General features: G+C 61.7%; 27 protein-coding genes. 16 read left to right on the top strand and 11 right to left on the bottom strand.

The genetic code is table 11. The features are described from left to right. Window positions 1-105 precede the first annotated feature (105 nt). Window positions 106-1,083, top strand: a complete 978-nt coding sequence (locus LG373_RS03455; RefSeq protein WP_114566975.1) for a patatin family protein — start codon at window positions 106-108, stop codon at window positions 1,081-1,083. A gap of 9 nt (window positions 1,084-1,092) precedes the next feature. Here LG373_RS03455 and LG373_RS03450 read toward each other — a convergent pair whose 3' ends face one another. Beyond that, window positions 1,093-1,944, bottom strand: a complete 852-nt coding sequence (locus LG373_RS03450; RefSeq protein WP_225749033.1) for an ion transporter — start codon at window positions 1,942-1,944, stop codon at window positions 1,093-1,095. 32 nt (window positions 1,945-1,976) lie between these two features. Then, window positions 1,977-2,300, bottom strand: coding sequence for a heavy metal-binding domain-containing protein (locus tag LG373_RS03445; RefSeq protein WP_225749032.1), 324 nt, complete (start codon window positions 2,298-2,300; stop codon window positions 1,977-1,979). A gap of 121 nt (window positions 2,301-2,421) precedes the next feature. Here LG373_RS03445 and LG373_RS03440 point away from each other — a divergent pair, with 121 nt between their 5' ends. After that, window positions 2,422-4,152, top strand: a complete 1,731-nt coding sequence (locus LG373_RS03440) for a cation:proton antiporter (protein ID WP_114566978.1) — start codon at window positions 2,422-2,424, stop codon at window positions 4,150-4,152. A 20-nt stretch (window positions 4,153-4,172) separates the two neighbouring features. Here the strand turns inward: LG373_RS03440 and panF are convergent, their stop codons facing one another. The 5 genes from panF to LG373_RS03415 all read right to left on the bottom strand — a co-directional run bounded on the left by panF (window position 4,173) and on the right by LG373_RS03415 (window position 9,617). After that, complete coding sequence (gene panF / locus LG373_RS03435) at window positions 4,173-5,672, bottom strand: sodium/pantothenate symporter (protein WP_114566979.1); 1,500 nt, start codon at window positions 5,670-5,672, stop codon at window positions 4,173-4,175. Beyond that, window positions 5,665-5,949, bottom strand: coding sequence for a YhdT family protein (locus LG373_RS03430; protein ID WP_114566980.1), 285 nt, complete (start codon window positions 5,947-5,949; stop codon window positions 5,665-5,667). The genes panF and LG373_RS03430 overlap by 8 nt, the downstream gene beginning before the upstream one ends. A gap of 95 nt (window positions 5,950-6,044) precedes the next feature. Further along, window positions 6,045-7,958, bottom strand: coding sequence for a threonine--tRNA ligase (gene thrS, locus LG373_RS03425; RefSeq protein WP_225749031.1), 1,914 nt, complete (start codon window positions 7,956-7,958; stop codon window positions 6,045-6,047). Between the two features lie 141 nt (window positions 7,959-8,099). Further along, window positions 8,100-8,648: a zinc ribbon domain-containing protein gene (locus LG373_RS03420; RefSeq protein ID WP_114566982.1), complete on the bottom strand. Its 549-nt coding sequence runs from the start codon at window positions 8,646-8,648 to the stop codon at window positions 8,100-8,102. 756 nt (window positions 8,649-9,404) lie between these two features. After that, window positions 9,405-9,617 (bottom strand): helix-turn-helix transcriptional regulator, encoded by a 213-nt coding sequence (locus LG373_RS03415; protein ID WP_114566983.1) that lies wholly within the window; start codon window positions 9,615-9,617, stop codon window positions 9,405-9,407. 130 nt (window positions 9,618-9,747) lie between these two features. Here LG373_RS03415 and LG373_RS03410 point away from each other — a divergent pair, with 130 nt between their 5' ends. Further along, window positions 9,748-9,993, top strand: a complete 246-nt coding sequence (locus tag LG373_RS03410) for a hypothetical protein (RefSeq protein WP_225749030.1) — start codon at window positions 9,748-9,750, stop codon at window positions 9,991-9,993. Between the two features lie 85 nt (window positions 9,994-10,078). Here the strand turns inward: LG373_RS03410 and wzx are convergent, their stop codons facing one another. The 4 genes from wzx to LG373_RS03390 all read right to left on the bottom strand — a co-directional run bounded on the left by wzx (window position 10,079) and on the right by LG373_RS03390 (window position 14,490). Beyond that, entirely contained in the window at window positions 10,079-11,500 is a 1,422-nt protein-coding gene (gene wzx / locus LG373_RS03405; RefSeq protein WP_225749029.1) for an O-unit flippase-like protein, read from the bottom strand. A gap of 273 nt (window positions 11,501-11,773) precedes the next feature. Beyond that, on the bottom strand, window positions 11,774-12,898 hold the full coding sequence (locus LG373_RS03400; RefSeq protein WP_225749028.1) for a hypothetical protein: 1,125 nt from the start codon (window positions 12,896-12,898) through the stop codon (window positions 11,774-11,776). 82 nt (window positions 12,899-12,980) lie between these two features. Further along, window positions 12,981-13,712 carry a hypothetical protein gene (locus LG373_RS03395; protein WP_225749027.1) on the bottom strand — a complete coding sequence of 244 codons (732 nt, stop codon included), beginning with the start codon at window positions 13,710-13,712 and terminating at the stop codon, window positions 12,981-12,983. Window positions 13,713-13,824: 112 nt separating this feature from the next. Continuing rightward, complete coding sequence (locus LG373_RS03390; protein WP_225749026.1) at window positions 13,825-14,490, bottom strand: LexA family transcriptional regulator; 666 nt, start codon at window positions 14,488-14,490, stop codon at window positions 13,825-13,827. 127 nt (window positions 14,491-14,617) lie between these two features. Between LG373_RS03390 and LG373_RS03385 the strand changes: the two genes are divergently transcribed. The 13 genes from LG373_RS03385 (at window position 14,618) to LG373_RS03325 (ending at window position 21,381) form a co-directional block, all read left to right on the top strand. Next, a complete protein-coding gene (locus LG373_RS03385; RefSeq protein ID WP_225749025.1) occupies window positions 14,618-14,821 on the top strand; it encodes a helix-turn-helix transcriptional regulator in 204 nt (67 codons plus the stop codon). A 19-nt stretch (window positions 14,822-14,840) separates the two neighbouring features. Beyond that, window positions 14,841-15,008: a hypothetical protein gene (locus tag LG373_RS03380; RefSeq protein ID WP_225749024.1), complete on the top strand. Its 168-nt coding sequence runs from the start codon at window positions 14,841-14,843 to the stop codon at window positions 15,006-15,008. Continuing rightward, window positions 15,009-15,143, top strand: coding sequence for a helix-turn-helix domain-containing protein (locus LG373_RS03375; protein ID WP_225749023.1), 135 nt, complete (start codon window positions 15,009-15,011; stop codon window positions 15,141-15,143). 12 nt (window positions 15,144-15,155) lie between these two features. After that, window positions 15,156-15,500: a hypothetical protein gene (locus LG373_RS03370; protein WP_225749022.1), complete on the top strand. Its 345-nt coding sequence runs from the start codon at window positions 15,156-15,158 to the stop codon at window positions 15,498-15,500. 88 nt (window positions 15,501-15,588) lie between these two features. Beyond that, window positions 15,589-15,750 carry a hypothetical protein gene (locus tag LG373_RS03365; protein WP_225749021.1) on the top strand — a complete coding sequence of 54 codons (162 nt, stop codon included), beginning with the start codon at window positions 15,589-15,591 and terminating at the stop codon, window positions 15,748-15,750. Window positions 15,751-15,760: 10 nt separating this feature from the next. Continuing rightward, complete coding sequence (locus LG373_RS03360) at window positions 15,761-16,135, top strand: hypothetical protein (RefSeq protein ID WP_225749020.1); 375 nt, start codon at window positions 15,761-15,763, stop codon at window positions 16,133-16,135. Window positions 16,136-16,209: 74 nt separating this feature from the next. Then, window positions 16,210-16,446 (top strand): hypothetical protein, encoded by a 237-nt coding sequence (locus tag LG373_RS03355; protein WP_225749019.1) that lies wholly within the window; start codon window positions 16,210-16,212, stop codon window positions 16,444-16,446. After that, on the top strand, window positions 16,443-16,595 hold the full coding sequence (locus LG373_RS03350) for a hypothetical protein (protein WP_225749018.1): 153 nt from the start codon (window positions 16,443-16,445) through the stop codon (window positions 16,593-16,595). The genes LG373_RS03355 and LG373_RS03350 overlap by 4 nt, the downstream gene beginning before the upstream one ends. Further along, window positions 16,586-16,969 (top strand): hypothetical protein, encoded by a 384-nt coding sequence (locus LG373_RS03345; RefSeq protein WP_225749017.1) that lies wholly within the window; start codon window positions 16,586-16,588, stop codon window positions 16,967-16,969. Before LG373_RS03350 ends, LG373_RS03345 begins: the two co-directional genes overlap by 10 nt. After that, a complete protein-coding gene (locus tag LG373_RS03340; protein ID WP_225749016.1) occupies window positions 16,966-17,523 on the top strand; it encodes a hypothetical protein in 558 nt (185 codons plus the stop codon). The genes LG373_RS03345 and LG373_RS03340 overlap by 4 nt, the downstream gene beginning before the upstream one ends. A gap of 44 nt (window positions 17,524-17,567) precedes the next feature. Further along, window positions 17,568-18,866 carry a ParB/RepB/Spo0J family partition protein gene (locus tag LG373_RS03335; RefSeq protein WP_225749015.1) on the top strand — a complete coding sequence of 433 codons (1,299 nt, stop codon included), beginning with the start codon at window positions 17,568-17,570 and terminating at the stop codon, window positions 18,864-18,866. A gap of 1 nt (window position 18,867) precedes the next feature. Continuing rightward, window positions 18,868-20,238 carry an AAA family ATPase gene (locus tag LG373_RS03330; RefSeq protein WP_225749014.1) on the top strand — a complete coding sequence of 457 codons (1,371 nt, stop codon included), beginning with the start codon at window positions 18,868-18,870 and terminating at the stop codon, window positions 20,236-20,238. Continuing rightward, window positions 20,239-21,381, top strand: coding sequence for an ATP-binding protein (locus LG373_RS03325; protein WP_225749013.1), 1,143 nt, complete (start codon window positions 20,239-20,241; stop codon window positions 21,379-21,381). The last annotated feature ends 13 nt before the right edge of the window (window positions 21,382-21,394 follow it).

Below are 21,394 nucleotides of genomic sequence, written 5' to 3'. Positions count from 1 at the left end.
AAATGTTACCAAATAGGGGATAAATCTAGAGAAACCCGACATATCGGGCCGCAGCAACCTTGAAACGAACCCGCTATAATAATGCGGATCAGAGAAAGGACCCGCATGAGCATCCAATCCTCCGCACGCGAACCCTTCGTTCAGCACGCCGCCCGAGCCAAGTCCAAAGAGCCCGGGACCAACCCGGACACCGCACCTTCGTCCCTGCACCCTCCCGCTTGGGACGGGCATGCGGCATCGCCGGTCAATCTCGTGCTGGAAGGCGGCGCGATGCGCGGGCAGTTCACCGCCGGCGTCCTGGACTTCTTCATGGACCAAAAGCTGTTCTGCGAGCGCGTTATCGGCGTGTCGGCGGGAGCGCTGTGCGGATACAACTACGTGGCCGGCCAAAACGGGCGAGCATGCTACCTCAACATGAAGTACTGCGATGATTGGCGCTACCTGTCCATGAAAAGCTTCGTGCGCACCGGCAACGCCTGCGGCCGCGCGTTCACGTTCGACGAGATTCCCAACGTGCTCGAACCGTTCAACTACCCCGCCTTCGACCAATCGCCCATGCAGTTGGTGGCGGTTTCCAGCAACTTGAGGACGGGCGAAGCGGACTACCACGAGTTCACCGACTCGGCAGCCGACCTTCCCTACCTTATCGCGTCATCGTCCATGCCCTTGGTCAGCCAGATCGTCGACATCGACGGCAAGCTGCTGCTCGACGGCGGAACCTGCGACAGCGTGCCCATCGTGTACTCCATGCTCACGGGCGCGAAAAAACACATCGTGGTCCTGACGCAAGCCGCGGACTTCGTAAAAACGCCGAACAAGCTCATGGCCATCCTTCGCCAGCGCTACGCGCTGTACCCGTACTTCCTCGAACGCCTGCAGCATCGCCATTACGACTACAATCGCATGTACCGCGCGCTCCCCCGCTTGCAAGACGAGGGAAAGCTGTTTCTCATACAGCCGCCCGAGCCGGTGACCATAGGAAACATGGAAAAGGATCCGGAAAAGCTGCTGGCCCTGTACGAACAAGGTTACGGCGAGGCGGCCAAGCGCTGGCCCGCGCTTCAAGCGTACCTGGAACGGTAGCGCGCACCGCTAGTCTTCGCAGCCATCGCGATCGTCGGGGTTTTCCAGACGCTCGCCAGCGTCGTGGTTGCGGGCGTCCTGCGCCCGAAACTCAGACACGAACCCGGCCGAGAATATGCCCGCCGGAATGGCCACCACGCCGATGGACAGCACCATGGTGACGAACCCGACGAAGCGTCCCAGCGCCGTAACGGGCACCAGGTCTCCGTACCCGGTCGACGTAATGGTGGTCATGGCCCAGTACATGCCCGTGAGCACGCTGTCAAACTTATCGGGCTGCACCGGGTTCTCCACTTGGTACATGAGCACGCTTGCCGTAACGGTGAGCAGGCCCAGCACCATGAACGACGCGATGATCTCGGACCGGCGCTTGTGAAAGACGCGCGCGATGGAGCGTAGACCCCGCATGTAGCGGGACAGCTTGATGAGGCGGATCAGGCGCACGATGCGCGCGGCGTTAAGCGCCGAAGGCGATACCGGAACAAGAAACACCAGCAAACCGGGCAGAAACGCCAGCAAATCGATAACGCCCATGGGCGAGAGCGCGTAGCGGGCGCGGGCGCGCAGCGGCGACAGCCCGGCGTGCGCAAGGTCGGCCACCCACAGCCGTGCAAGGTACTCCACGCCGAAGCATACGCTCGATGCCAGTCCGAACGCCAGGAAAACCTGGGAGAGCGCATAGGGAACCCCGGGGTTCGAGTCGACGAACACCAGCAACGCGTTCAGCACGATCAGGACGAAGAGTCCCACGCCCACGACGCGCGCGAGTCCGTGCGCGCCGGACAAATCTTCGAGCGCCAGGTAAACCTGCTGCTTGAAGCGCGACGTGCGATCGAACCGCGCTTTCCCTTCTCCCGCCATCGCCATCCGCCCCGTTTCGTCCGAGAGGAACGCTACGCCTGCTCGAGCGTGACGGCAGTGCCCGAAGCGGTTACCATCAGCATGTTGCCCTGGCCGAGCACCTCGTAGTCGATGTCGACGCCGACCACCGCATGGGCGCCCATTACCGCGGCGCGCTGCTCAAGCTCCTGAAGCGCTTCGGTGCGCGCCTGAGTAAGCTCCTGCTCGTAGCCTTCGCTGCGCCCGCCTACGATGTTGCGAATCCCCGCGCCGAAGTCGCGCAGGAAGTTGACGCCCGTGATGACCTCTCCGAAAACGACGCCGTAATAACCAGAGATGCGGCACCCATCGACAGAGGGCGTGGTGGTAACGATCATGAAACGCTCCTTCTCGTAACTGCAGTACGTGTACCTTCGAAGCATACCATGTCTGCCGATGTCTCATTGCGATACAATGGCACTTCATCAGGACTGACGAGAACAACGTGGAAGGGTCCTCATGCCGACCGATCTCATATCCTTGTCCATCATCGCGCTCGTCGCGGCGGCATGCCCCATCGCCGCCAAGCTCATCCCCAACAAACTGATCCCCGAAACGGTGTTCCTGCTTATAGCGGGCGCGCTGCTGGGCCCCTACATGGCAGGAGCAATCCAGCCGACCGACTCCGTGGACCTGCTGGCCGACCTGGGACTTGCGTTTCTGTTTTTGCTTGCCGGCTACGAGATCAACCCCAAGAGCCTCACGGGTTCGCAAGGCAAGCGAGGGCTGATCACCTGGTTCGTATCGTTCGGTGTCGCGTTTTTGGTCATGCGATTCATCCCCGGATTCTCCGGCAATCGCTTCGAAGTCATCGCCATGGCCATCGCCCTGACCACGACCGCGCTCGGCACGCTCATGCCCATCCTAAAAGAGCGCGAGCTGACGGGCACGCGCGTAGGCGAGTCCATCCTGACGTACGGCACCTGGGGAGAGTTGTGCCCCGTGCTGGCGATGGCGCTTCTTCTCTCGTCGCGCGCCGAATGGAAAACCGTGCTGATCCTTGCCGGCTTCGTCGCGCTGTGCGTAGCGGTGGCCGTGGTTCCCGCGAAGGCGAAGAAAACCGGGCATCGGCTGTTTCGGTTCCTGACCGCCAACGCCGACACCACCTCGCAAACCATGATGCGCGTGACCGTGCTGCTGTTGGTCGGTCTCATCACGCTTTCGGCGGTGTTTCACCTGGATATCGTGCTGGGAGCGTTCGCGGCAGGATTCGTGCTTCGCTACGTCATTCCCGAGGGTGACCACAGCCTGGAAACGAAGCTCGACGGCGTTGCCTACGGATTCCTCATTCCCGTGTTCTTCGTGGTCTCCGGCGCCAAGATCGACCTGATGGCCGTATTCGCGCAGCCGATGCTCCTGGTCGGGTTCATCGCCATGCTGCTGCTGATCCGCGCGGTTCCCATATTCGTTGCGCTATCCACCGGCAAAGACACGCGCGACGTGTCCTCGCACAACCGTCTGACCGTGGCGCTGTACTGCACCACGGCGCTACCCATCATCGTCGCGGTCACATCGGTGGCCGTAAGCGCGCAGGCCATGACGCAGGAGACGGCCAGCGTGCTGGTGGCCGCAGGGGCCGTGACGGTGTTCCTCATGCCGCTGCTCGCCTCCGTCACGTACCGCGTAGCCGACGCGCGACCCCTGGAAGCCGTCAAGGAAATTCGCGAGAACCCACGCGACATCGGCAGCATCCTGCGCGAGCACGTGGAGCTGGAACGCCTGCTGGCACGCCAAGAAGCAGCCGCGCGCCTTGCTTCGAAGCAGCGCCGCCTTGAGGGACAGGACGCCCGCTGGGAGGACCTTGCCTTCCGCCTGCAGCGCTCTTCGGCCAGAAAGCGCCTGCTCGACGAAGCGCTCGACCTTGCCGCCCAGGAGATCGCCGCGAAGCGCGCGGCAGCAAGCAGCGAGGAGCTTCCCGCGCCCGCGGCGGCCGAGAAGCCCGCGCCCTCCCCTGCCGCAACGCGCGAGGGCGAAAACCTTACAGCCGAGGACTATCGCGCTCGTCGCCGCGAAGAGCGTCGCAGGCGCCTGGCGCAACGCGCCGTGCGCGAGTACCATCGCCGGCTTGACGAGATCGGGCGCGCGGCCGAGCGCATGGGCGCCACGCCGGAAGAAGCCCTCCGCATCATCGAGGATCTGGAACGTCGCGAAGACGAGGACGCGAGCCAGCCCGCAAGCCGCGAGCGCTAGCGCACTGGCTCGCCGATCAGTTAGTCGGCATCTTCGCTCGGGAAGAACACCGCAAGCTTGCTGGACTTCGCATGCCGCGTTGCCAGGGAGCCCGCGATCATGCATGCCCCCGCAACCGCGATGCCGATGACGATCTGGTGCAGGTCGGCAACCTTGAAGCCCAAGGCCATCGAGGCGCAGTACGCCAGCGTCCCGCCTGCCATGGACAGAAGCGCCCCCGTCTTATTGGCGCGCTTCCAGAACAGGCCGCAGACGAGCACCCAGAAAAACGCCGTCTCCAGACCGCCGAACGCGAACATGTTGATCTTCCAGATCAGATCGGGCGGCGTGACGGCCAAGACGAAAGCGAGCACGCCGACGCCCAACGTCACCGCCTGGCTCGAAACCGCCACGCGCCTGTCGGCGGGGCGGTTTCCCGTTTTCTCGCAATGCCGCAGGTACACGTCTTTCACGATGGCCGAGGAAGATGAGATCAAAAGCGACGAAACCGTCGAGATCGATGCGGCGATGGGTCCGATGATGGCCGCGCCGGCCAAAACGGGTGGCAACGTGCCCACGATGGATAGCGGGATGATATTGTCCACGCTCCCGCCGTACGCGGCAAGATCGTCCGTGAGGACGCCGGCCGCCAGCACGCCCAGCGACGTGACCCCGATCATCATGGCGCCGATGATGACGGTTCCCATGATCATGGCTCGATGCAGCGACTTCGTATCCCTGTAGCCCATGGTGCGAACCACCGACTGCGGCAGCACGAACGTGAACACGCCCACGAGCAGCCACTGGGTCAGGTACAGCCCCGCCGGCATGTTGCCGCCCGAAAACGGCTCCAGCATGGCCGGATGGTTTGCGGCGATGGAGGCCATGATGGCTTCGTAGCCGCCGCCTGCCTCGAGGATTCCCGCCGCCAGCACGCCCATGCCCACCAGCATGGCGATGCCGCACAGCGCATCGGTCACGGCTACGCCTCGAAACCCGCCGATCGTGGTGAACAGGATGACCGCCGCGCCGAACAGGAACAGGCCCGTCATGTACGAATAGCCCGTCACCGCCTCGAACAGCTTGGCCCCTCCCACGAACTGCGCGACCATCGTAGCGACGAAGAACACCACGATGATGAGCGCCGACAGGTTGGCGAGCAGGTCGGACCCGTACCGCGCGCGTATCACATCGACTACGGTGACGGCGTCCAGCTTGCGCGAGACGAGCGCCATCTTCTTGCCCATGATCCCGTACAAAAGCACGAGCGCCGTCACCTGCACCACGGCCATGTACACCCAGCCGAAGCCGATTGACCACGCCTGACCGGGACCGCCCACGAACGAGCTTACTGACCCGTAGGTGGCGATAGTGGTCATCGCCAGCACGAATCCGCCCAGGCCGCGGTTGCCGATGAAGTACTCCTTCACGAAGCCGCCGCCGGTCGATGCGGCCTGCGCGCGTCGGCGCACGAGCAGGCTCGCACCCAGCGCGAACAGCAAAAACAGCACCAACGGTGCGAGCGCGATCAAGCTATCCACGATCGGACGCCCCTTCCCCTTCGTCGTCCAGGTCGAAATCGACGAATACGCGCTTGCCCAGCACCGCGGCCGCGACGATGGCCGCCGCCCACGTTCCCAAGGTTCCTCCGATTATCCAAATCGGCGTATGAAACACTTCGATGTCGCTTCCGGACAACCCGAATCCGCAGATCAGCCATACCGCCACGATGAACGCGAGCGCCACCAGCGTAGCTTTCGCCTCGCGGTTTGCCTGTTTCATCTTGTCGCGATACGTCACGATCGGTTCTTTTCCCAAGGAGTTCTCCCCTCTAAAACACGCAGAGGTGCGCGCGAGACAAAGGGACGTCCCGCGCGCACCTCCTTACTTCCGATTACGCGAACAACGCGGCTCTACAGCGCAGCTTCGCGAATCTTCTCGACCAGCTGCTCGACCGGCCAGGAGCCCAGGTCGCCCTCGTGACGGTCGCGGACCGACACGGTGCCCTCCTCGATCTCCTTGTCGCCCATGACCACCATGTACGGGATCTTCTGGCTCTGCGCCTTGGCGATCTTCACGCGCATGGGCTCGTTCTGGTCGTACACCTCCACGCGACCGCCTGCCGCCTTGAGCTTTTTGGCCAGGTCGGCAGCCGCATCCTTATGACGGTCGGCGATGGGCAGCACGACCACCTGCACGGGAGCCAGCCACAGCGGCAGCGCGCCGGCGTAGTGCTCGATCAGGATGCCCAGGAAGCGCTCGATGGAGCCGAAGATGGCGCGGTGGAGCATCCAGGGACGCTCTTCGGTGTTGTCCTCGGTGCGATAGGTCAGGCCGAAACGCTCCGGCATGTTGAAGTCGACCTGCACGGTGGAGCACTGCCAAGTACGGCCGATGGCGTCTTTCACCTTGATGTCGATCTTGGGACCGTAGAACGCACCGTCGCCCTCGTTGATGTCGTACGCCAAGCCGTGGCGCGCGCATGCTTCCTTGAGCGCGTTGGTGGCGTGCTCCCACATGTCGTCGGTGCCGATGCTCTTTTCGGGGCGCGTGGAAATCTCGGCCTCGTAGGCGAACCCGAACGTGGACATGATGTGGTCCACGATGTCGAGGATGGCCACCACCTCGTCCACCACCTGGTCGCGCGTGCAGAACACGTGCGCGTCGTCCTGGGTGAAGCCGCGGGCGCGCAGAAGGCCGTGCACCACGCCGCTCATCTCGTGGCGGTACACGGTGCCGAATTCGAAGTAGCGCAGAGGCAGGTCACGGTAGGAATGAAGCTCGTTTTTGTACAGCATGACGTGGCCCGGGCAGTTCATGGGCTTCACGGCGTACTCGGTCAAACGCGGGTCTTCCTCGGTTCCCTCGTTGATGTTGAAGAAGTACATGTTCTCTTTGTAGAAGCCGTAATGGCCGCTGGTCTTCCACACGTCGGCGTTGTACACGTGCGGGGTGATGACCTCTTCGTAGCCGCGGTCGTACAGATCGCGGCGCAGCCATTCCTGCATGGTGCGGATGACGCGCGCGCCCTTGGGCAGGTACATGGGCAGGCCCACGCCCGCCAGGGGATCCATGGTGTAGATGCCCAGCTCGCGGCCCAGTTTACGATGGTCGCGCTTCTCGGCCTCCTCCAGGTTGTGCAGGTGCTCTTCAAGCTCGGCCTTCTTGAAGAACGCGGTGCCGTAGATGCGCGTGAGCATTTCGCGCTCGGCGTCGCCGCGCCAGTAGGCGCCGGCCAGCTTGGTCAGCTTGAACGCGCCCACCTTGCCGGTGGAGGGCAGGTGCGGGCCGCGGCACAGGTCGGTGAAGCTGCCGATGGTGTAGGTGGTGATGGCCTCGTCCTCGGGCAGCTCGGCGATGAGCTCCAGCTTGAACGCCTGGCCGGCGAACAGCTCCTCAGCTTCGGCGCGCGTAACTTCGCGGCGCTCGAAGGGTTCGTCGGCCTTCACGATTTCGGCCATGCGCGCCTCGATCGCGGCGAAGTCGTCGGGCGACAGCGCGCGGTCGAGCTTGATGTCGTAGTAGAAGCCGTCCTCGATAGCCGGCCCTACGCCGAATTGCACGTCGCCGTACAGGTCGACGAGCGCAGCAGCCATGACGTGCGCGGTCGAATGGCGCAGAAGCTCCAGGGCCTCGGGGCTTTTGGTGGTCACGATGGACACCTGCGCGCCGTCGGTCACGGGGGCGCTCAGATCGACGGCCTTGCCGTCGACGACGCCGCCGAGCGCGGCTTTTGCCAGGCCGGCGCCGATGGACGCGGCCACGTCGGCAACGGTAGCGCCTTCGGCCAACTCTTTAACGGAGCCGTCGGGTAGTACGATGTTCATAGCAGTTCCTTTCCTGTGCCGGGTGCGCACAAAGCACCTGCACGATCGGTTCCCGGCGGGCGCGCCTTTCGCACCCTGCCGTTGGGACGAAACAACGAAGCCGCCCCTGGTTCGAGGCGGCTTCGATGAACGCGAAGAATATTATTGCATGCCCTGCTCGGGATGAGCGGGACGTGCCTGCCTCGACTGTTGGGGCGCCGCCTGCTGCGGCTGCTGCGTTCGCGCGGGGCGCTGCTGCGGAGCGCGACGAGCGCGAGGGCCGCCGGACACCGGCGTGGCGCAGTAGGGACACACGGTCCAGGTGGGATCGAGAGCATGGTTGCAGGTGCCGCACAGGTTCTTCAGACGCTGGTGGCAGTTCGGGCACAGCACGAAGTCGGCCTCTACCGGATAGCCGCAGTTCGCGCATTCGCCGTACTTCATGAGCTCGCGCTGCTTGAGAGCGATTTCGAGCTCTTGCTCGTCACGGTCGATTTGCAGCAGCGGCGGGCGAAGCAGGCAGTACGCGATAACGCCCAAAAGAGGAATGAGCGCCACGATAGCCCACACGTACCAGTACGATCCGCGCAGGTACGCGTCGCGAACTACCCAGACGATAGAGAGTACGTACAGGATGACGAGCAGCACCACGACCACGGTGAAAGCGGCCTGCAACTCGGGCGTCCACAGCTGGGACAGCAGTTCGTTCATGTCAACCTCGTTTTCTTGTATCAGCTTAACGCCAGCGATCGTGCGCGTGTTCCCCCATGGAAAGCGCACGCTCATCGCACGGTACAAGCACCCGAAACGCCCGATACATGCACACGACCAGTCATTATAGCAAAGATGTCAAAAAGCGAGCAGTTGTGGAGTTAATTTCCGCAAGCCGAGGGGTCGAGGGCTGGGCTGGGCTGGGAGCTGTGGGCTGGGAGCCGATTCGCGAGGCGGCCATCCGGGCGAGCGACGATGACGAGCGCGCGATCGGAACGGCGACGTCCCAGGTGCGGCGCGAGTTCAGCCGAGGGCGCTGGATTCGAGCGAGAAGCGCACTGGATGCACGTCATCTGCGCGCTAGGCCGGGACGTTATCATAAAGGGACGGATCACCAGGCGGCAAGGCTCCGCGCCCCTTTCCACCCATGCCCCCGACGAAGGGAAAAACGGGAGGAGGTGGACGCCATGGCCGATTTGGCTTTGTTCGCGGCTGCGCTGCAGCTGCTTTCCAGCGTTATCGTGCTTGTTGCGGTAATAGTGGAGCGGCTCCCAATCCGAAAGGACAGGGAGCCGTAAACAAAAAAGCCAAACCGCCGAAGCGATCCGAGAGCCGTGGGGAGTAAGCGCTCCCTGCGGCTCGCAACGTAGTATACGCGAAAAGCAAACGCCGGTTCAAGCGTCAAGCGGGCGAATCAACGATATCGCCTCGAGAGACCCCGCGAAGCGTAAAACAAATCCGGAGAGATTCCCGGATTTAACGCTCGTCGGGAACGTACTCCATAATATCGCCCGGCTGCACGTCAAAGCGTTCGCAGATGCGAAGAATCGTGTCCGTGGTGACAGACTCGCCTTTGGAGAGCTTGGCGATGGTGACGGTGGACAACCCGACTTCTTCTCGAAGGTCGGTTCTCTTGTAACCGCGACATTCGAGCATGTCGAACAACTTGAAATACTGGATAGACGCCATGAATTCCTCCTACCTGATCAGGGTATCAGAATTCACTTTCCAGACTGCGAGAAAACTTCGTCCGTAGCTTTACCTCACATGCACACTCCTCTATAATATTTGAATATTCAAATATTATAGAGGAGTGTGCATGTACAAGACAGCACCCGCAATTGAAACAAAGCTGAAAGTCCTCGACGAGCTCGCCGATGTCAGCATGACCCTTAACGGCCTGGCATCCCTCTCTCTTTCGCTCGCGAACAGCGGCATGCACGAGCCCGACGCCATACGGTTGGTTTCTTGTCTGCTGGGCTACTGCGCGCTCACGACGAAAGTAATTTCTGATCGAATTGGCGAAGTATCAAGCAATAATAATTGGCCAATTCGCATGCCGTGACCATACCGCACACCTATTGTCGCATAGTTTGCGGCCATAATCGAGTTGCGGCTCAACCACATTGAACTTCCCGCTCGCAAGTATCTCATGAATGACGTAGCTCCTTCGCCAAGAAAACTTTCCAGTGACGCAAACCCCCCGAAAGCAAGGCAAGGTAATTGGTTTGCAGCTTTCGACATAAATACCGAGGCCACTTCCAATTATTGTATAAAATTTGAGAGATCGCCTGACCCAATACTATCCCCCAGCAACCGAGGTTCGCAGCACCACAAAATAAACCCGACAAACCGATGCCTATGATTGCAGCTACAAGGTAACCGACCATGTAGGGAATTTCATTCATGCTCACGATATAGTTGCAAAATAAGCCATGCTGACTCCAGAGTCCCATGTAAATAGACATTCCGAGAAACAACCAGAGATCTATCTCCATACCCGGCTTGAGCAATGGAATTAATGGCAAAATGGCCGCAACCACTCCAAAGGTCCCCAAAACAAAGAGAGCCCAGTAGGCAACAATGCCCGTAGAAATGATCTCTACTTGCTTTTTGCGATTACCCTGAACGAAATATGATTGCAACGCTGGGTAATACGATTTTGGATAAGCAGCGGCAAAATTAACAATGGCATTTGCCAACTGGAGAATAATCGAGAAAACTCCTGTAGCCGCTAGTCCTAGAAAAAGCGAACTTATGATTGTGATAGCTTGAGTCGAAGCGTAGTTCGCGAACGAAACCACGCCATCCCGACATGCAACGTGACCTACGGCACCCAAAACCTCTCTCGTCTCTTGCCAGGTCGGCTTTTTGCCGTCCAGCTTCCGTTCCCTCTCCACATCACTATGACTATGCAGATATTTGATTGCAAAAAGCCGCAGCAGCAGCGAACTCGTAAGGTACCCTATAGCTACGCCAAGCAACCCCATTCCCGTCACAAGCAAGGCAGCACTACCTAACAATTGAATGAGTTTAGAATACGTCCTAGCACGGCTCTCTCCCGCAACATCCCCGTAACCGCGAAGTAAGGTGAGTGACCAAAGAAAGTAGATGTTGAAGAAAACAGCGACGCAGAAAAGGGCCCAGGAGAGCCATATTTCCACACTTGAAATCTCTGCGCTCACATAGCAGATGTATGCCGTCCCAAAGGTCGACAACCCGATAAGCACCAATAACGCGATGCCCCCATAAATCACCTTGGCAGAGTGAATAACTACATTGAGAAAATGCCAATCGACACCTTCGCCTGAAAGGACTCGGTCGCACCCTTTACTCGATAGCTTTTTTGAGCCGCTCACTACGTAGACGATGTTGCGGGCAAATGTTGGGTCGAATCCGAACTCAAACAGGACAGCTAGATTTGCGATAGCCATGTAGACATACCAGAGACCCAATTCGTCTTCCGAGAGAAAATGAACAAGGAAGGGAATCAGGGCAAAGCCACCCGCCATAGAAACGATAGTTCCGATATAGTTCCAAACAATGTCTTTTCTTCTAGTTTCAATCAACATAACTGAACTCACTGCCAGTCATTGTGCTGACGAATCGTTCACACCAAGCCGATAGTTCTCGCTACCATAAAGTAACTCTGCGCCAAGCGCCAAAAGAAAATAGTTGCACTCACATCTTGAAGCAAGAGATTCGGAAAATCCGTAAACCGCCATGATGACCAAACCAAATAAAATAACATTCCACCACTTTTTCTTAACCGCCCTGCGAAGAAGGAAGGCTTAAGATTTAATCTCTCTGACCTGGGGTTATTCGTCGAAATATCCTTAAATATCCTAACTGGACGCAGATTGCACCAAGGCGCGGCCCACGGCGTCCACCAGGTTGTCGACCGTCGGCTTGAGGTAGTGCTTGCCGGTCACCCCCGGCAGGACGTGCCCCATAAGGAATTCCAACGTGTCGAAGTCTACCATCCAATCGTACTGGGCGATGGTGCGCCATGAGTTCCGGAGGCTGGCGAACGGTATCGCGTCAGAGCCGGCGGACGCTTCCCAGGCGTGCTTCAACGAGTTCATGCTGAGCGGCACCCCGTCGCCGCGGTCGGCCATCCATCCCGACCCCTCGGCTATCCTCTGGCGCGCTATTTCGTGCAAGCGGACCCCGTAAGGCTCCGGTATGACGGTCGTCCTCACGCTCTGCGGGTTCTTGAGATCGCCGTCCGGCATCGGGGCCTCCCCCGCCTTCTCCATGCGACGCACTATCGGCACGACCGCCAGTCGCACGCCGTGGGATTCGACGAGCTCCACTTCCTCCGGCTTGACGCCCAGCGACTCGCCCGTGCGCGCCCCTCCGAAGCAAGCCATTATGTAGGGTGCTTCGACGATGGTCCCTCGCAGCTTCGCGAGCACGGCTTCCGCGCGCGCAAGGTCGTACGTCCCGACTCGCCTCTCGATCGCTTTTCTGACCGGCATCTCGTACGGAAGGCGAAACTTGTTCGATAGGACCAGATCGTACTGGACCGCGAAGTCCAGCACTTTGCGCAGGATCACGACGGCATGGCTAGCATTGCCGACGGAGAGCGTCAGGAGCCACTCCTGGACCCTCGCCGGCTCGACGCTGTCCACGGGCACGCGATCCCATCGCGGCGCCGCCACGTTGCGCCAGCAGACGGCGTACGCGTCGCGGGTGTTCGGCTTCGTGCGACCGTCCGCAACCCGCCGCTCGATCCACGGCAGGTACCACATTCGGTACGCCTCCCCTATGGTCGGGACGGGGCGGTCCTCCGAATGCTCGACCTCCAGGCGGCTCAGCTCGAAGCACGCCTCCTTGTAAGTGCACTCGACGGTGCGCGAGCGCCGCTTCCGCCCCTCAGGCGTGTTCTCGACCCAGCGCAGGACGTGCTTGGTTTTCGTCACGCTCGTGATCGAACCCCACGAGCGCCGCCGTTTCTTCCTCGGCATGGTACAATCCACCTTGCCTTTCCGTCAGGTTAGGTTGCAGCCCCGTATAGTCTTGCCGGACGCGGGGCTGCGTTATTCCGAGCTACTGCTGAGGATAACCACAATCTATGTATGCCTCGATCGATGCGTGCGCTGGAACATTGAACGCGTCAACTGAGAACGGCATAACGGATCCAGATGGCATTTCGGTGGCTACAAATCCAGAGTAGCCCGTCACGATCGATCCGTCTTCGGCCCTGAGCACGACGTTCACAGCCGGAACGCTGTAGGCTATCTTGGAATTATTCACAGCTTCTCCGGTAAACGACGTCATAATCGATCCGTCGTTTATTTCATTGATTCCGTTGATATGGATATCTTTTTCAAAATCGGCCTGGGTGACATCGGTCTGAGTCCAAGCGTTCGCGGGAACCGATACTTGGAAATCGACAGACGCTGGAGCGGATGCGTTTTTCGCCGTTCCGCATACTGCTGTTTTTCCGTTCGCGAACAACAACTTGACCATTTGCTTTTGAGTGCCGATGATCGTGCCGGATTCGTCTTTCGATATCGCCGTTACTTCGATTCTCTCGGCGGCCCAGTTGCTATTCGGATTCGAAACGATGGCGGCGAAATACACGATACCATGTTCGTCTGTCGTGAATCCAGATTCATTGACAACGATGTCGGATGGAGCCGCCTTCTGATCAATGCTTGCAATGGCAGGTTCGTTTTGCTCTTGAGTCGCATTTTCTGGAGAGCTGCATCCGAAAGCAACGCACGAGATAGCAGCCGCACACCCAATTGACACCATGGTCTTCGTAACTAACTTCATTTTTCCCTCTCTTCGCGATTCGGCATTCACATAAGAGCGTCATTTCAAACGACGCCCTGGCGGCGAACAGGAGATTCGCACCCCCTTCTTCTTTTCGCTCGTCACGCCCCTCCTAGAACTTTATAGGCTTCGCTGGAAGAGTCTTCCAGAACACCTCTCCGATGAGATGGACGGGCGGCGAGGCGGGATCTTTGGTATTTATAGCGATGTCTGGGTAGTCTTCGACCATGGTGCTCTCGGCATGCAGCACGATGGTGTTGCCGGCGAAGAAGACGCGCTTTATCGTCGCTTCGTCGCCGTTGACTCCGACCAGGGCCACGCTCCCGTCGCGCACGTCCATATCGGGATCGCAGAGCGCGATCTCGTCGTCGCGGAACAGCAAGTCCATGCTGTGCCCCGTCGGCTTGACGCCGAAAGCGCGAGGGTGCGAATCCCGAAACTCGTCGGGGATGGAGACAGTCTCGCCATCCTGCACGTACACTTCCCGCCACTCCCCTGCTGCGACATTTCCGAGCATTGGGACAACGTGATGGGAGTATGAGGGCTTGATAGCGCTTCTCGAACCAGTTACCCCATCGTCGTCTTCAACACAGAGAAGATAGTCGGCGGTGCAGTCAAATACCTTGCATAGTTTAATAATCACATCGCCGGGAAGATCTCTATCTCCGTATTCGTAATACTGAAGAGAAGTGTCCGAAACTTCAACGATTTCAGCCAACTTTCGTTGAGACATCTTTGCGGCTTTTCGGAGTTCTCTAATTCTATTAGGGTATTCCATTTCGCACCTCCTTCTGTTGGTTTCGGAAATATACACCTACCAATTATAGAAAGTCAAATTTGGTGTTGCATTACCAAGTAATGTTGGTATATAGTTTGTTTCGCGATACCACGAATAGGAGGTGATTATGAAAAACAACATCGCGAGCGAGCGCAAACGGTTGGGATTGAAGCAGGGCGAACTCGCAGAGGCCGTGGGAGTTTCTCTCAACTCCGTTGCCCGCTGGGAACGTGGCGAATTCGCACCTCAAGCATCGGCCCTCAAGAAGATGCACGAGCTGTTTGGATGCACCGTGGACTACCTGCTGGGATTGACTGAAGAGCGCGTTTAGAAAATTGAAGGAGAAGCCAATGTGGATATTCCGCGCAGTTGCTACGGGGTTCGCCTGGGCGGCGATTGTGTGCTTCGTGGGCGCCTTCCTCGGAGGACTGCAGGAGGAAGCGGGTCTTCTGATCTGCTCCTGCTTTCTGGCGGGCTTATCAGCCGTGGCGCTGTTGGTGACGAAAGTGGGTGAGTGAATGCCGTACGACAAGATCATGAACTACGAGAACGGCAAGGGCGGCATCGGCTACGAGACTGCCTGGGCGCTGGCCGACCTGTTCGGCGTGACGCCCGACTACCTCATGGGATGGGACGAACGCAAGGCGGGATAGAGAGGAAGATCAATGGAACTGTTCGAATTCGCAAGCCAGATCGCGACGCCGGACTACGTCGCGAAAAAGATCGCTTCGTGCGAACTCGCGATCTCAGGGTACCAGATGGCCGTCGCCATCGAGCTGTCGATCGTCGCCGTCTGCGCCGTCGCCGCAGTGGCTGCCTGGCGCAAGGAGAAGCGCGGCGGAGAGGCCGTTTGGGCCGGGGTTTGCTGGGCTGCGCCCATCATCGGCGCAATAGCCGCATTCGCCATGCTTCTCAGCTTGGCTTCAATCGGCTCTGAATACCAGAACCTCGCAGCATGGAGCAACGATCCGGTGACGAAGGTCGCCACGAGAGTGGCCGCCAATCTGTAAGCGCCGGTCGCCGGAGATTCGTGTTTTTTCTCGACATCGTCAAGCTCGCGAAAAGCCGAAAGAAAGCGAAAAGGAGGTGAATGCCCAGATGGAATGGATTACGGATTGGATCCGCCAATGGGACGGACCAAGCGTTGCGATCTTAGTAAGCATCTTTTTTACCTATTCCGAAGCGCTAAAGGCCAACAAGCGCCTTTATCGCATCGAACAGGAGGCCGCCCGAGACGCAAAGTCGAACCGTCAACGATAGGAGGCGAGACATGGCAACGCCTAGGAAGTACCCCACCCTCGCCGAGTTCGAGGAGCTCAAGGAGGCCGTCGCCCGCATCGAGTCGGGGATGGCCGAGAAGCAGCGCTGCGCTTCCGTGCACGTGGACGCGCAGCAGATCGCAGACGCGCTCGGGCTGATGGACGCGTACGGGGACACGGTAGCCGTCGGCGACAAGCTGCTGTCGCTGGCCGACGGGAAGGTCTACACCGTCGACTCCGTGCACATCAGGAGGTCGAGTCCCGGAAGCGTGAACGTCGGAGCCAACCTGGCCGACGAATCGAACGTCATCGTGAATGGAACCAGGCCGATCGCCGTAGACATGCAGCTGATGGGCTACGCGCTGAACAAGAAAGCCACCGCGTAATGCGGTGGCCGGAAAGACAAGCGGGCGGCAATCCCTGCCAGGAACGCCCGCATGACATGAGAGAGGATACCACAATGGAGACCATCGGAGATACCGGTCAGCTCCTCGGGATGGCCCGTTTGGTCGGGCTGCCGGTCAAAGGAGCGTACACCATCAGCGAGATCGCGGCGGCGTCGGGCGTGTCCCCTACGACGCTTCGGCGCGAAGCCAGCCGAGGGCGGTTGAAGACGTTCCTGCCGCCAGGCCGCGAGCGAGGGCAGCTGGTGAAGCCCGAGTGGTTCGACGAATGGTTCGAGGAGGGCGTCAGATGAAGGGATCGTCGTTCAAGGGCCGCGAAAGCGGGCGGCGCGGAGCATACAACGACATGCGAAGCGATCTGCTGTTCGCGTTCGGGTCGTTCGCCGTCACCTACGCCGTCATCGTTCTGGCGGCGCACGGCATGGCCCAGGGATGGTGGTGACCGTGGAGCAGGCGCCCGCGATGAAGGCGGCCCGCGAGGCCGTAGCGTGGGGCAAGGCCCCGTCAAAGGTCGACCCGGCCGTCAACAACTACACGGCGCTGTACCTGGACGTGCTGCGCGTCGTCCGCACGACGGACGCGGGCCAGGCGGTCGTGCACCAGCTCCCCGGCTTGGCCATGGCCCACTGGCCGTGCCTGTCCAGGCTGCTGATCATGGACAATCCCGGCCTGGCCGACCGGATACACCCGCATCTCGACCCGACGCTCGACAGCCAGGCCGGCACGACGTGGCTGCAGCTGCAGTTCGCCGAGGTCACGGGGCGCCGCCCCCTGGTCCGCAGCTGGCGGCACGTGAAAGCGTCCATGCCGCGATGACGCGAAGGGGATCGGCCCAGAGGGCGTGGACCACCGCCGAGATCGACCGGCTGCGCGACATGGCCGGCAGGATCCCCGTGCGCGAGATATGCCGCAACCTCAAGCGCTCGCGCAAATCGGTGGAGCACGCCGCCGCCAGGCTCGGCCTGTCCCTGAGGTGCTGCCGCACGAGGCTCGTATGGTGCGACGAGTGCGCCACGTGGCGCTCCGCCCTCGACAGGGACGGAAGGTGCCGGGTGTGCCGGATGCGCGAGCAGCTGGCAGGGCGCGAGGCGGCGTGCGCCGAGGCGCTGGCGGCCATGACCCCGGAGCAGCGAGCGGTGTACGCCGAGAGCGAGGCGCTGCGCGCGACGCGCCGCTTCGACGCAAGGCCGAGGCCCGCCAAGCGCGAGAGCTGCCCCATGAGCCGCTACGAGAGGGACAAGGCGCAGGCGGAGTACCTGCTCGATCTTGAAAAGTGGGAGTACCGCCGCCTCAAGCTGCCGTACGACGCCGCCAAGACACGACTGCGCCGCATGCGGGAAGTCACGGGAACGAACCCGAGAAAAAAGTGAAACGAGTGGGGGTTTTCAACGAAACCCCTGTTAGGAGGGTGTCAATGGAACTCAGAGAAATCAATGTCGAGGACGTGTACCCCGACGAGAAGAACCCGAGGCAGGACTTCGGCGACATCTCCGCCCTGGCCGAGAGCTGCATGCTCAACGCGGTCAACCCCGGCGAGCCGGTGAACCCCATCGTGGTCGTGCAGGACGGAGGCATCTACCGCATCGTGGACGGCGAGCGCCGCTACAAGGCCATGAAGGCCAACCGCCTCAAGCGCTGCCATGCCGTCGTGTGCGACGGCATGGACGAGGCCAACGCCATGGTGGCCATGGTCGCGACCGACGACAAGCGCCAGCTGACCGAGATCGAGCGAAGCCGCGGCGTCCAGCAGATGCTGCTGCTCGGCGTGGACCCGGAGAAGGTCGAGCGCGCTGGGCGCATGGCCAAGGGCAGCGCCGCGAGGCTGCGGCGCGCCAGGAAGGCCGTCGACGACGCGGGAGACGACATGACGCTCGACCGCATGCTGGCCATAGCCGAGTTCGACGAGGCCGGCGACGAGGACGCGGTCGAGCAGCTTGCCAGCTGCCGGCACGAGGACTGGCGGCGCATCGCCAAGGATCTCCGCGAGAAGGCCGAGAACGAGCGGGCCATGGCGGAGCTGCGCTCCAAGGCCGCGGAGCTCGGCATCGAGCTGCTGGAGAGCGTCGAGGGCATGTCCTACGTGGCGACCTGCCGCACGCCGGACGACCTGGAGACCGCGTGCTCCGACGCCCCAGACGGGGCCGCGTACGTTGCGATCGCGGACCGATGGAACGGCGCGCGCGTCGTCGTCTACGCGCCGGACGAGGCCGAGGACCCCGAGGCGTCGGCGGCCCGCGAGCTCGCCGAGGCGTACGCCAACGCGGCCGAGAAGGCGCTGGACTCCGTCAGCGACTACCTGGTGGCCGCGCTCATGGAGGGGCCGTACCCGGAGAAAACCATGGCGCGCGCCATGGACGAGTTCATGGGCTGCGACGATCAGTGGAGCCGCCGCAGCAAGGCGGCGGAGGCCGTGAACGCATCGGGCTGGGACGGCCCGCGCCGGATCGGAAAGGCCACCTGCATGGCAGGCGTGTCGATTCTGCAGGATTGGCTCTCGTCCGCCCGCAGAGTCAAGGTCGCGATCCCGTACGCGACCGGCGCCGACGAGGGGAATCCCCGCTGGGCCGTCGAGTACGCGAGGGCGTTCCGCGACGCCGTAGCCCTGGCAAGGGCCGACGGCTGGGAGATGCCGCTCTCATGCGCCGACGTCGTCGCCGAGGTGGGCGCATGGCTCGAATCAGCGCCTGAGGAAGAAACCGAAGAGGAGGAATAGAATGGCCGTGAAGATAAACAGCCTGGAAGTCGAGAACGTCAAGCGCGTGAAGGCCGTGGCCCTCGAGCCGTCCGAGGACGGGCTCACCGTCATCGGCGGGCGCAACGGGCAGGGCAAGACCAGCGTGCTCGACGCCATCGCCTGGGCGCTCGGCGGCGACCGCAAGCGGCCGAGCGACGCCAAGCGGGACGGCAGCGCGACCGACCCGCATCTGCGGGTGGAGCTGTCCAACGGCATCGTCGTGGAGCGCCGCGGCAAGTCCGGCTCGCTGAAGGTGACGGACCCGGAGGGCCGCAAGGGCGGGCAGCAGCTGCTCGACTCGTTCGTGGAGTCGCTCGCGCTCGACCTGCCGAAGTTCCTCGCGATGAACGACAAGGACAAGGCCCGCACGCTGCTCGGCATCATCGGCGTGGGCGAGGACCTGGCGTGCCTGGAGCTGGAGGAGCAGACGCTCTACAACCAGCGCACCGGCATCGGGCAGATGCGCGACCAGAAGAAGGGCGCGGCAGCCGACATGCCCATGCACCCCGACGCGCCCGCCGAGCCGGTGAGCGCGATGGAGCTGATCCAGAGCCAGCAGGAGATCCTGGCCAGGAACGGCGAGAACCAGAAGAAGCGGCAGAAGGCGGAGCAGCTGAAAACGGCGTACGACAACGCCACGAACGATGCTCTGCTGATCCAGGAGCAGATCGCCGGCTTGCAGAAAGCCCTCGAAGCGAAGTGCGAGGAGGTCTCCGACCTGCACGCCGACCTCCTGATCGCGAAGAAGACCGCCGAGCAGCTGCAGGACGAGTCCACGGCCGAGATCGAGGAAGAGCTGCAGCAGATCGAGACCGTCAACGCGAAGGTCCGCGACAACCAGCGCCGCCTGGACGCCGAGCGCGAGGCAGAGGAGCTGGACGAGCAGTACGCGGAGATGACCGAGCGCATCGAGTCGGTGCGCCGGGCGAAGATGGACCTCTTGAAAGGCGCCGACCTCCCGCTGCCCGGCCTGGCGGTCGAGAACGGCCTGCTGACCTACCAGGGCCGCAAGTGGGACTGCATGAGCGGCTCCGAGCAGCTGCGGGCCGCAACCGCGATCGTGCGGCGCCTCAAGCCGGAGTGCGGCTTCGTCCTCGTCGACAAGCTGGAGCAGATGGACGCCGAGACCATGCGCGAGTTCGGGGAGTGGGCCGAGGCCGAGGGCCTGCAGGTCATCGCCACCCGCGTCAGCACGGGAGACGAATGCTCCATCGTCATCGAGGACGGCTACGGCGGACAGGCTGCGCATCCCGACGCGGGAAAGGTGCTCAACTGCGGCAATCCCATCGCCCCGAACCATGCCGTGCTCGACGCCGAGGCCGTCGAGACCGAGTCGAAGTGGGTGATGTAGATGGCGCTCAACATCACGCGCGGCATCGTGCCGAAGGCGCAGAAGGTCGTCGTGTACGGGCCCGAAGGCGTAGGCAAGACCCTGTTCGCGTCGAAGTTCCCCGATCCGCTGTTCATCGACACCGAGGGCTCTACCGAGCACTACGACGTGGCCCGCACGGAAGTCCCGCGAAGCTGGCAGATGCTGCTCGACCAAGTGCGCGAGGTCAAGGCAGCGCTCCCCTGCTCGACCCTCGTGATCGACACCGCCGACTGGGCCGAGCAGCTGGCGATCCGCCACGTCTGCGCCGAGAAGAACTGGAAGAGCATAGAGGACGCGAGCTACGGAAAAGGCTACACGTTCGTGGTCGAGGAGTTCGGCAAGCTTCTCAACCTGCTGTCCGACGTCGCGGAGGCGGGCGTCAACGTGGTGCTCACGGCCCACGCTGCGATCCGCAAATTCGACCAGCCCGACGAGGCCGCGAGCTACAACCGCTGGGCGCTCGCGCTCATCGACGCGGCGAAGATGTCGAACGCTGCGAAAACGAAGGAATGGGCGGACGCGGTGCTGTTCGCCAACTACGAGACGATCGTGGAGACGGTCGGCGAGGGCAAGGGCGCGAAGGGCAAGGCCCGCGGCGGCCAGAAGCGCGTGCTGCACACGCAGCACCACGCCTGCTGGGACGCGAAGAACCGCTGGGGCCTGCCGCCGGAGATCCCGCTCGACTACGCGCAGATAGCGGCCTTCGTGCCGGCGGCGGCTCCGAGCCCGACGGCGCAAGCCGCGCCGGCTCCCGCCGCAGCGGTCCCGGCCCCTGCCGTTCCAGCACGGGCTGCTCTGAGCAGCGCGCCGCGCCAGGAACGTCCCGCAGCTCCGAAGCCCGTGCAGAGCGTCACGTTCGCGCAGGACGGCACGGTGGTGAGCGACACGGCGAAGGCGAACGGCTCCGGACTGCCGGACTTCTGGGCGCCTGCGCTGCAGCTGATGGAAGCCGACGACGTGACCGTGGACGAGGTTCGAAAGATGGCCGCCGACAAGGGATTCTTCACCATCGACACGCCGGCCGAGAACTACCCGCAGGCGTTCGTCGAAGGGTGCCTGGTCGCGCAGTGGCCGAAGTGCCGCGACCACATCCTGGACGCGCGCCCGGTGCCGTTCGAATAACAAGCAAACGATC

This window comes from Paraeggerthella sp. Marseille-Q4926 (assembly GCF_916618935.1).
GTDB lineage: Bacteria > Actinomycetota > Coriobacteriia > Coriobacteriales > Eggerthellaceae > Paraeggerthella > Paraeggerthella hominis.
The sequence above is the reverse complement of the archived record's forward strand: the minus strand, read 5'-3'. Positions and strand labels throughout refer to the sequence as shown.

Excerpts from the sequence above, each read along its gene's own strand:
- LG373_RS03380 (WP_225749024.1), top strand. The coding sequence starts at position 14,841 with ATGTGGATATTCCGCGCAGTTGCTACGGGGTTCGCCTGGGCGGCGATT.
- LG373_RS03445 (WP_225749032.1), bottom strand. The coding sequence starts at position 2,300 with ATGATCGTTACCACCACGCCCTCTGTCGATGGGTGCCGCATCTCTGGT.
- LG373_RS03335 (WP_225749015.1), top strand. The coding sequence starts at position 17,568 with ATGGAACTCAGAGAAATCAATGTCGAGGACGTGTACCCCGACGAGAAG.
- wzx (WP_225749029.1), bottom strand. The coding sequence starts at position 11,500 with ATGTTGATTGAAACTAGAAGAAAAGACATTGTTTGGAACTATATCGGA.
- LG373_RS03340 (WP_225749016.1), top strand. The coding sequence starts at position 16,966 with ATGACGCGAAGGGGATCGGCCCAGAGGGCGTGGACCACCGCCGAGATC.
- LG373_RS03385 (WP_225749025.1), top strand. The coding sequence starts at position 14,618 with ATGAAAAACAACATCGCGAGCGAGCGCAAACGGTTGGGATTGAAGCAG.
- LG373_RS03415 (WP_114566983.1), bottom strand. The coding sequence starts at position 9,617 with ATGGCGTCTATCCAGTATTTCAAGTTGTTCGACATGCTCGAATGTCGC.
- LG373_RS03390 (WP_225749026.1), bottom strand. The coding sequence starts at position 14,490 with ATGGAATACCCTAATAGAATTAGAGAACTCCGAAAAGCCGCAAAGATG.
- LG373_RS03355 (WP_225749019.1), top strand. The coding sequence starts at position 16,210 with ATGGAGACCATCGGAGATACCGGTCAGCTCCTCGGGATGGCCCGTTTG.
- LG373_RS03365 (WP_225749021.1), top strand. The coding sequence starts at position 15,589 with ATGGAATGGATTACGGATTGGATCCGCCAATGGGACGGACCAAGCGTT.
- LG373_RS03330 (WP_225749014.1), top strand. The coding sequence starts at position 18,868 with ATGGCCGTGAAGATAAACAGCCTGGAAGTCGAGAACGTCAAGCGCGTG.
- LG373_RS03325 (WP_225749013.1), top strand. The coding sequence starts at position 20,239 with ATGGCGCTCAACATCACGCGCGGCATCGTGCCGAAGGCGCAGAAGGTC.
- LG373_RS03450 (WP_225749033.1), bottom strand. The coding sequence starts at position 1,944 with ATGGCGGGAGAAGGGAAAGCGCGGTTCGATCGCACGTCGCGCTTCAAG.
- LG373_RS03455 (WP_114566975.1), top strand. The coding sequence starts at position 106 with ATGAGCATCCAATCCTCCGCACGCGAACCCTTCGTTCAGCACGCCGCC.
- LG373_RS03375 (WP_225749023.1), top strand. The coding sequence starts at position 15,009 with ATGCCGTACGACAAGATCATGAACTACGAGAACGGCAAGGGCGGCATC.
- LG373_RS03350 (WP_225749018.1), top strand. The coding sequence starts at position 16,443 with ATGAAGGGATCGTCGTTCAAGGGCCGCGAAAGCGGGCGGCGCGGAGCA.
- LG373_RS03345 (WP_225749017.1), top strand. The coding sequence starts at position 16,586 with ATGGTGGTGACCGTGGAGCAGGCGCCCGCGATGAAGGCGGCCCGCGAG.
- LG373_RS03440 (WP_114566978.1), top strand. The coding sequence starts at position 2,422 with ATGCCGACCGATCTCATATCCTTGTCCATCATCGCGCTCGTCGCGGCG.
- LG373_RS03395 (WP_225749027.1), bottom strand. The coding sequence starts at position 13,712 with ATGAAGTTAGTTACGAAGACCATGGTGTCAATTGGGTGTGCGGCTGCT.
- thrS (WP_225749031.1), bottom strand. The coding sequence starts at position 7,958 with ATGAACATCGTACTACCCGACGGCTCCGTTAAAGAGTTGGCCGAAGGC.
- LG373_RS03400 (WP_225749028.1), bottom strand. The coding sequence starts at position 12,898 with ATGCCGAGGAAGAAACGGCGGCGCTCGTGGGGTTCGATCACGAGCGTG.
- LG373_RS03360 (WP_225749020.1), top strand. The coding sequence starts at position 15,761 with ATGGCAACGCCTAGGAAGTACCCCACCCTCGCCGAGTTCGAGGAGCTC.
- LG373_RS03410 (WP_225749030.1), top strand. The coding sequence starts at position 9,748 with ATGTACAAGACAGCACCCGCAATTGAAACAAAGCTGAAAGTCCTCGAC.
- LG373_RS03370 (WP_225749022.1), top strand. The coding sequence starts at position 15,156 with ATGGAACTGTTCGAATTCGCAAGCCAGATCGCGACGCCGGACTACGTC.
- LG373_RS03420 (WP_114566982.1), bottom strand. The coding sequence starts at position 8,648 with ATGAACGAACTGCTGTCCCAGCTGTGGACGCCCGAGTTGCAGGCCGCT.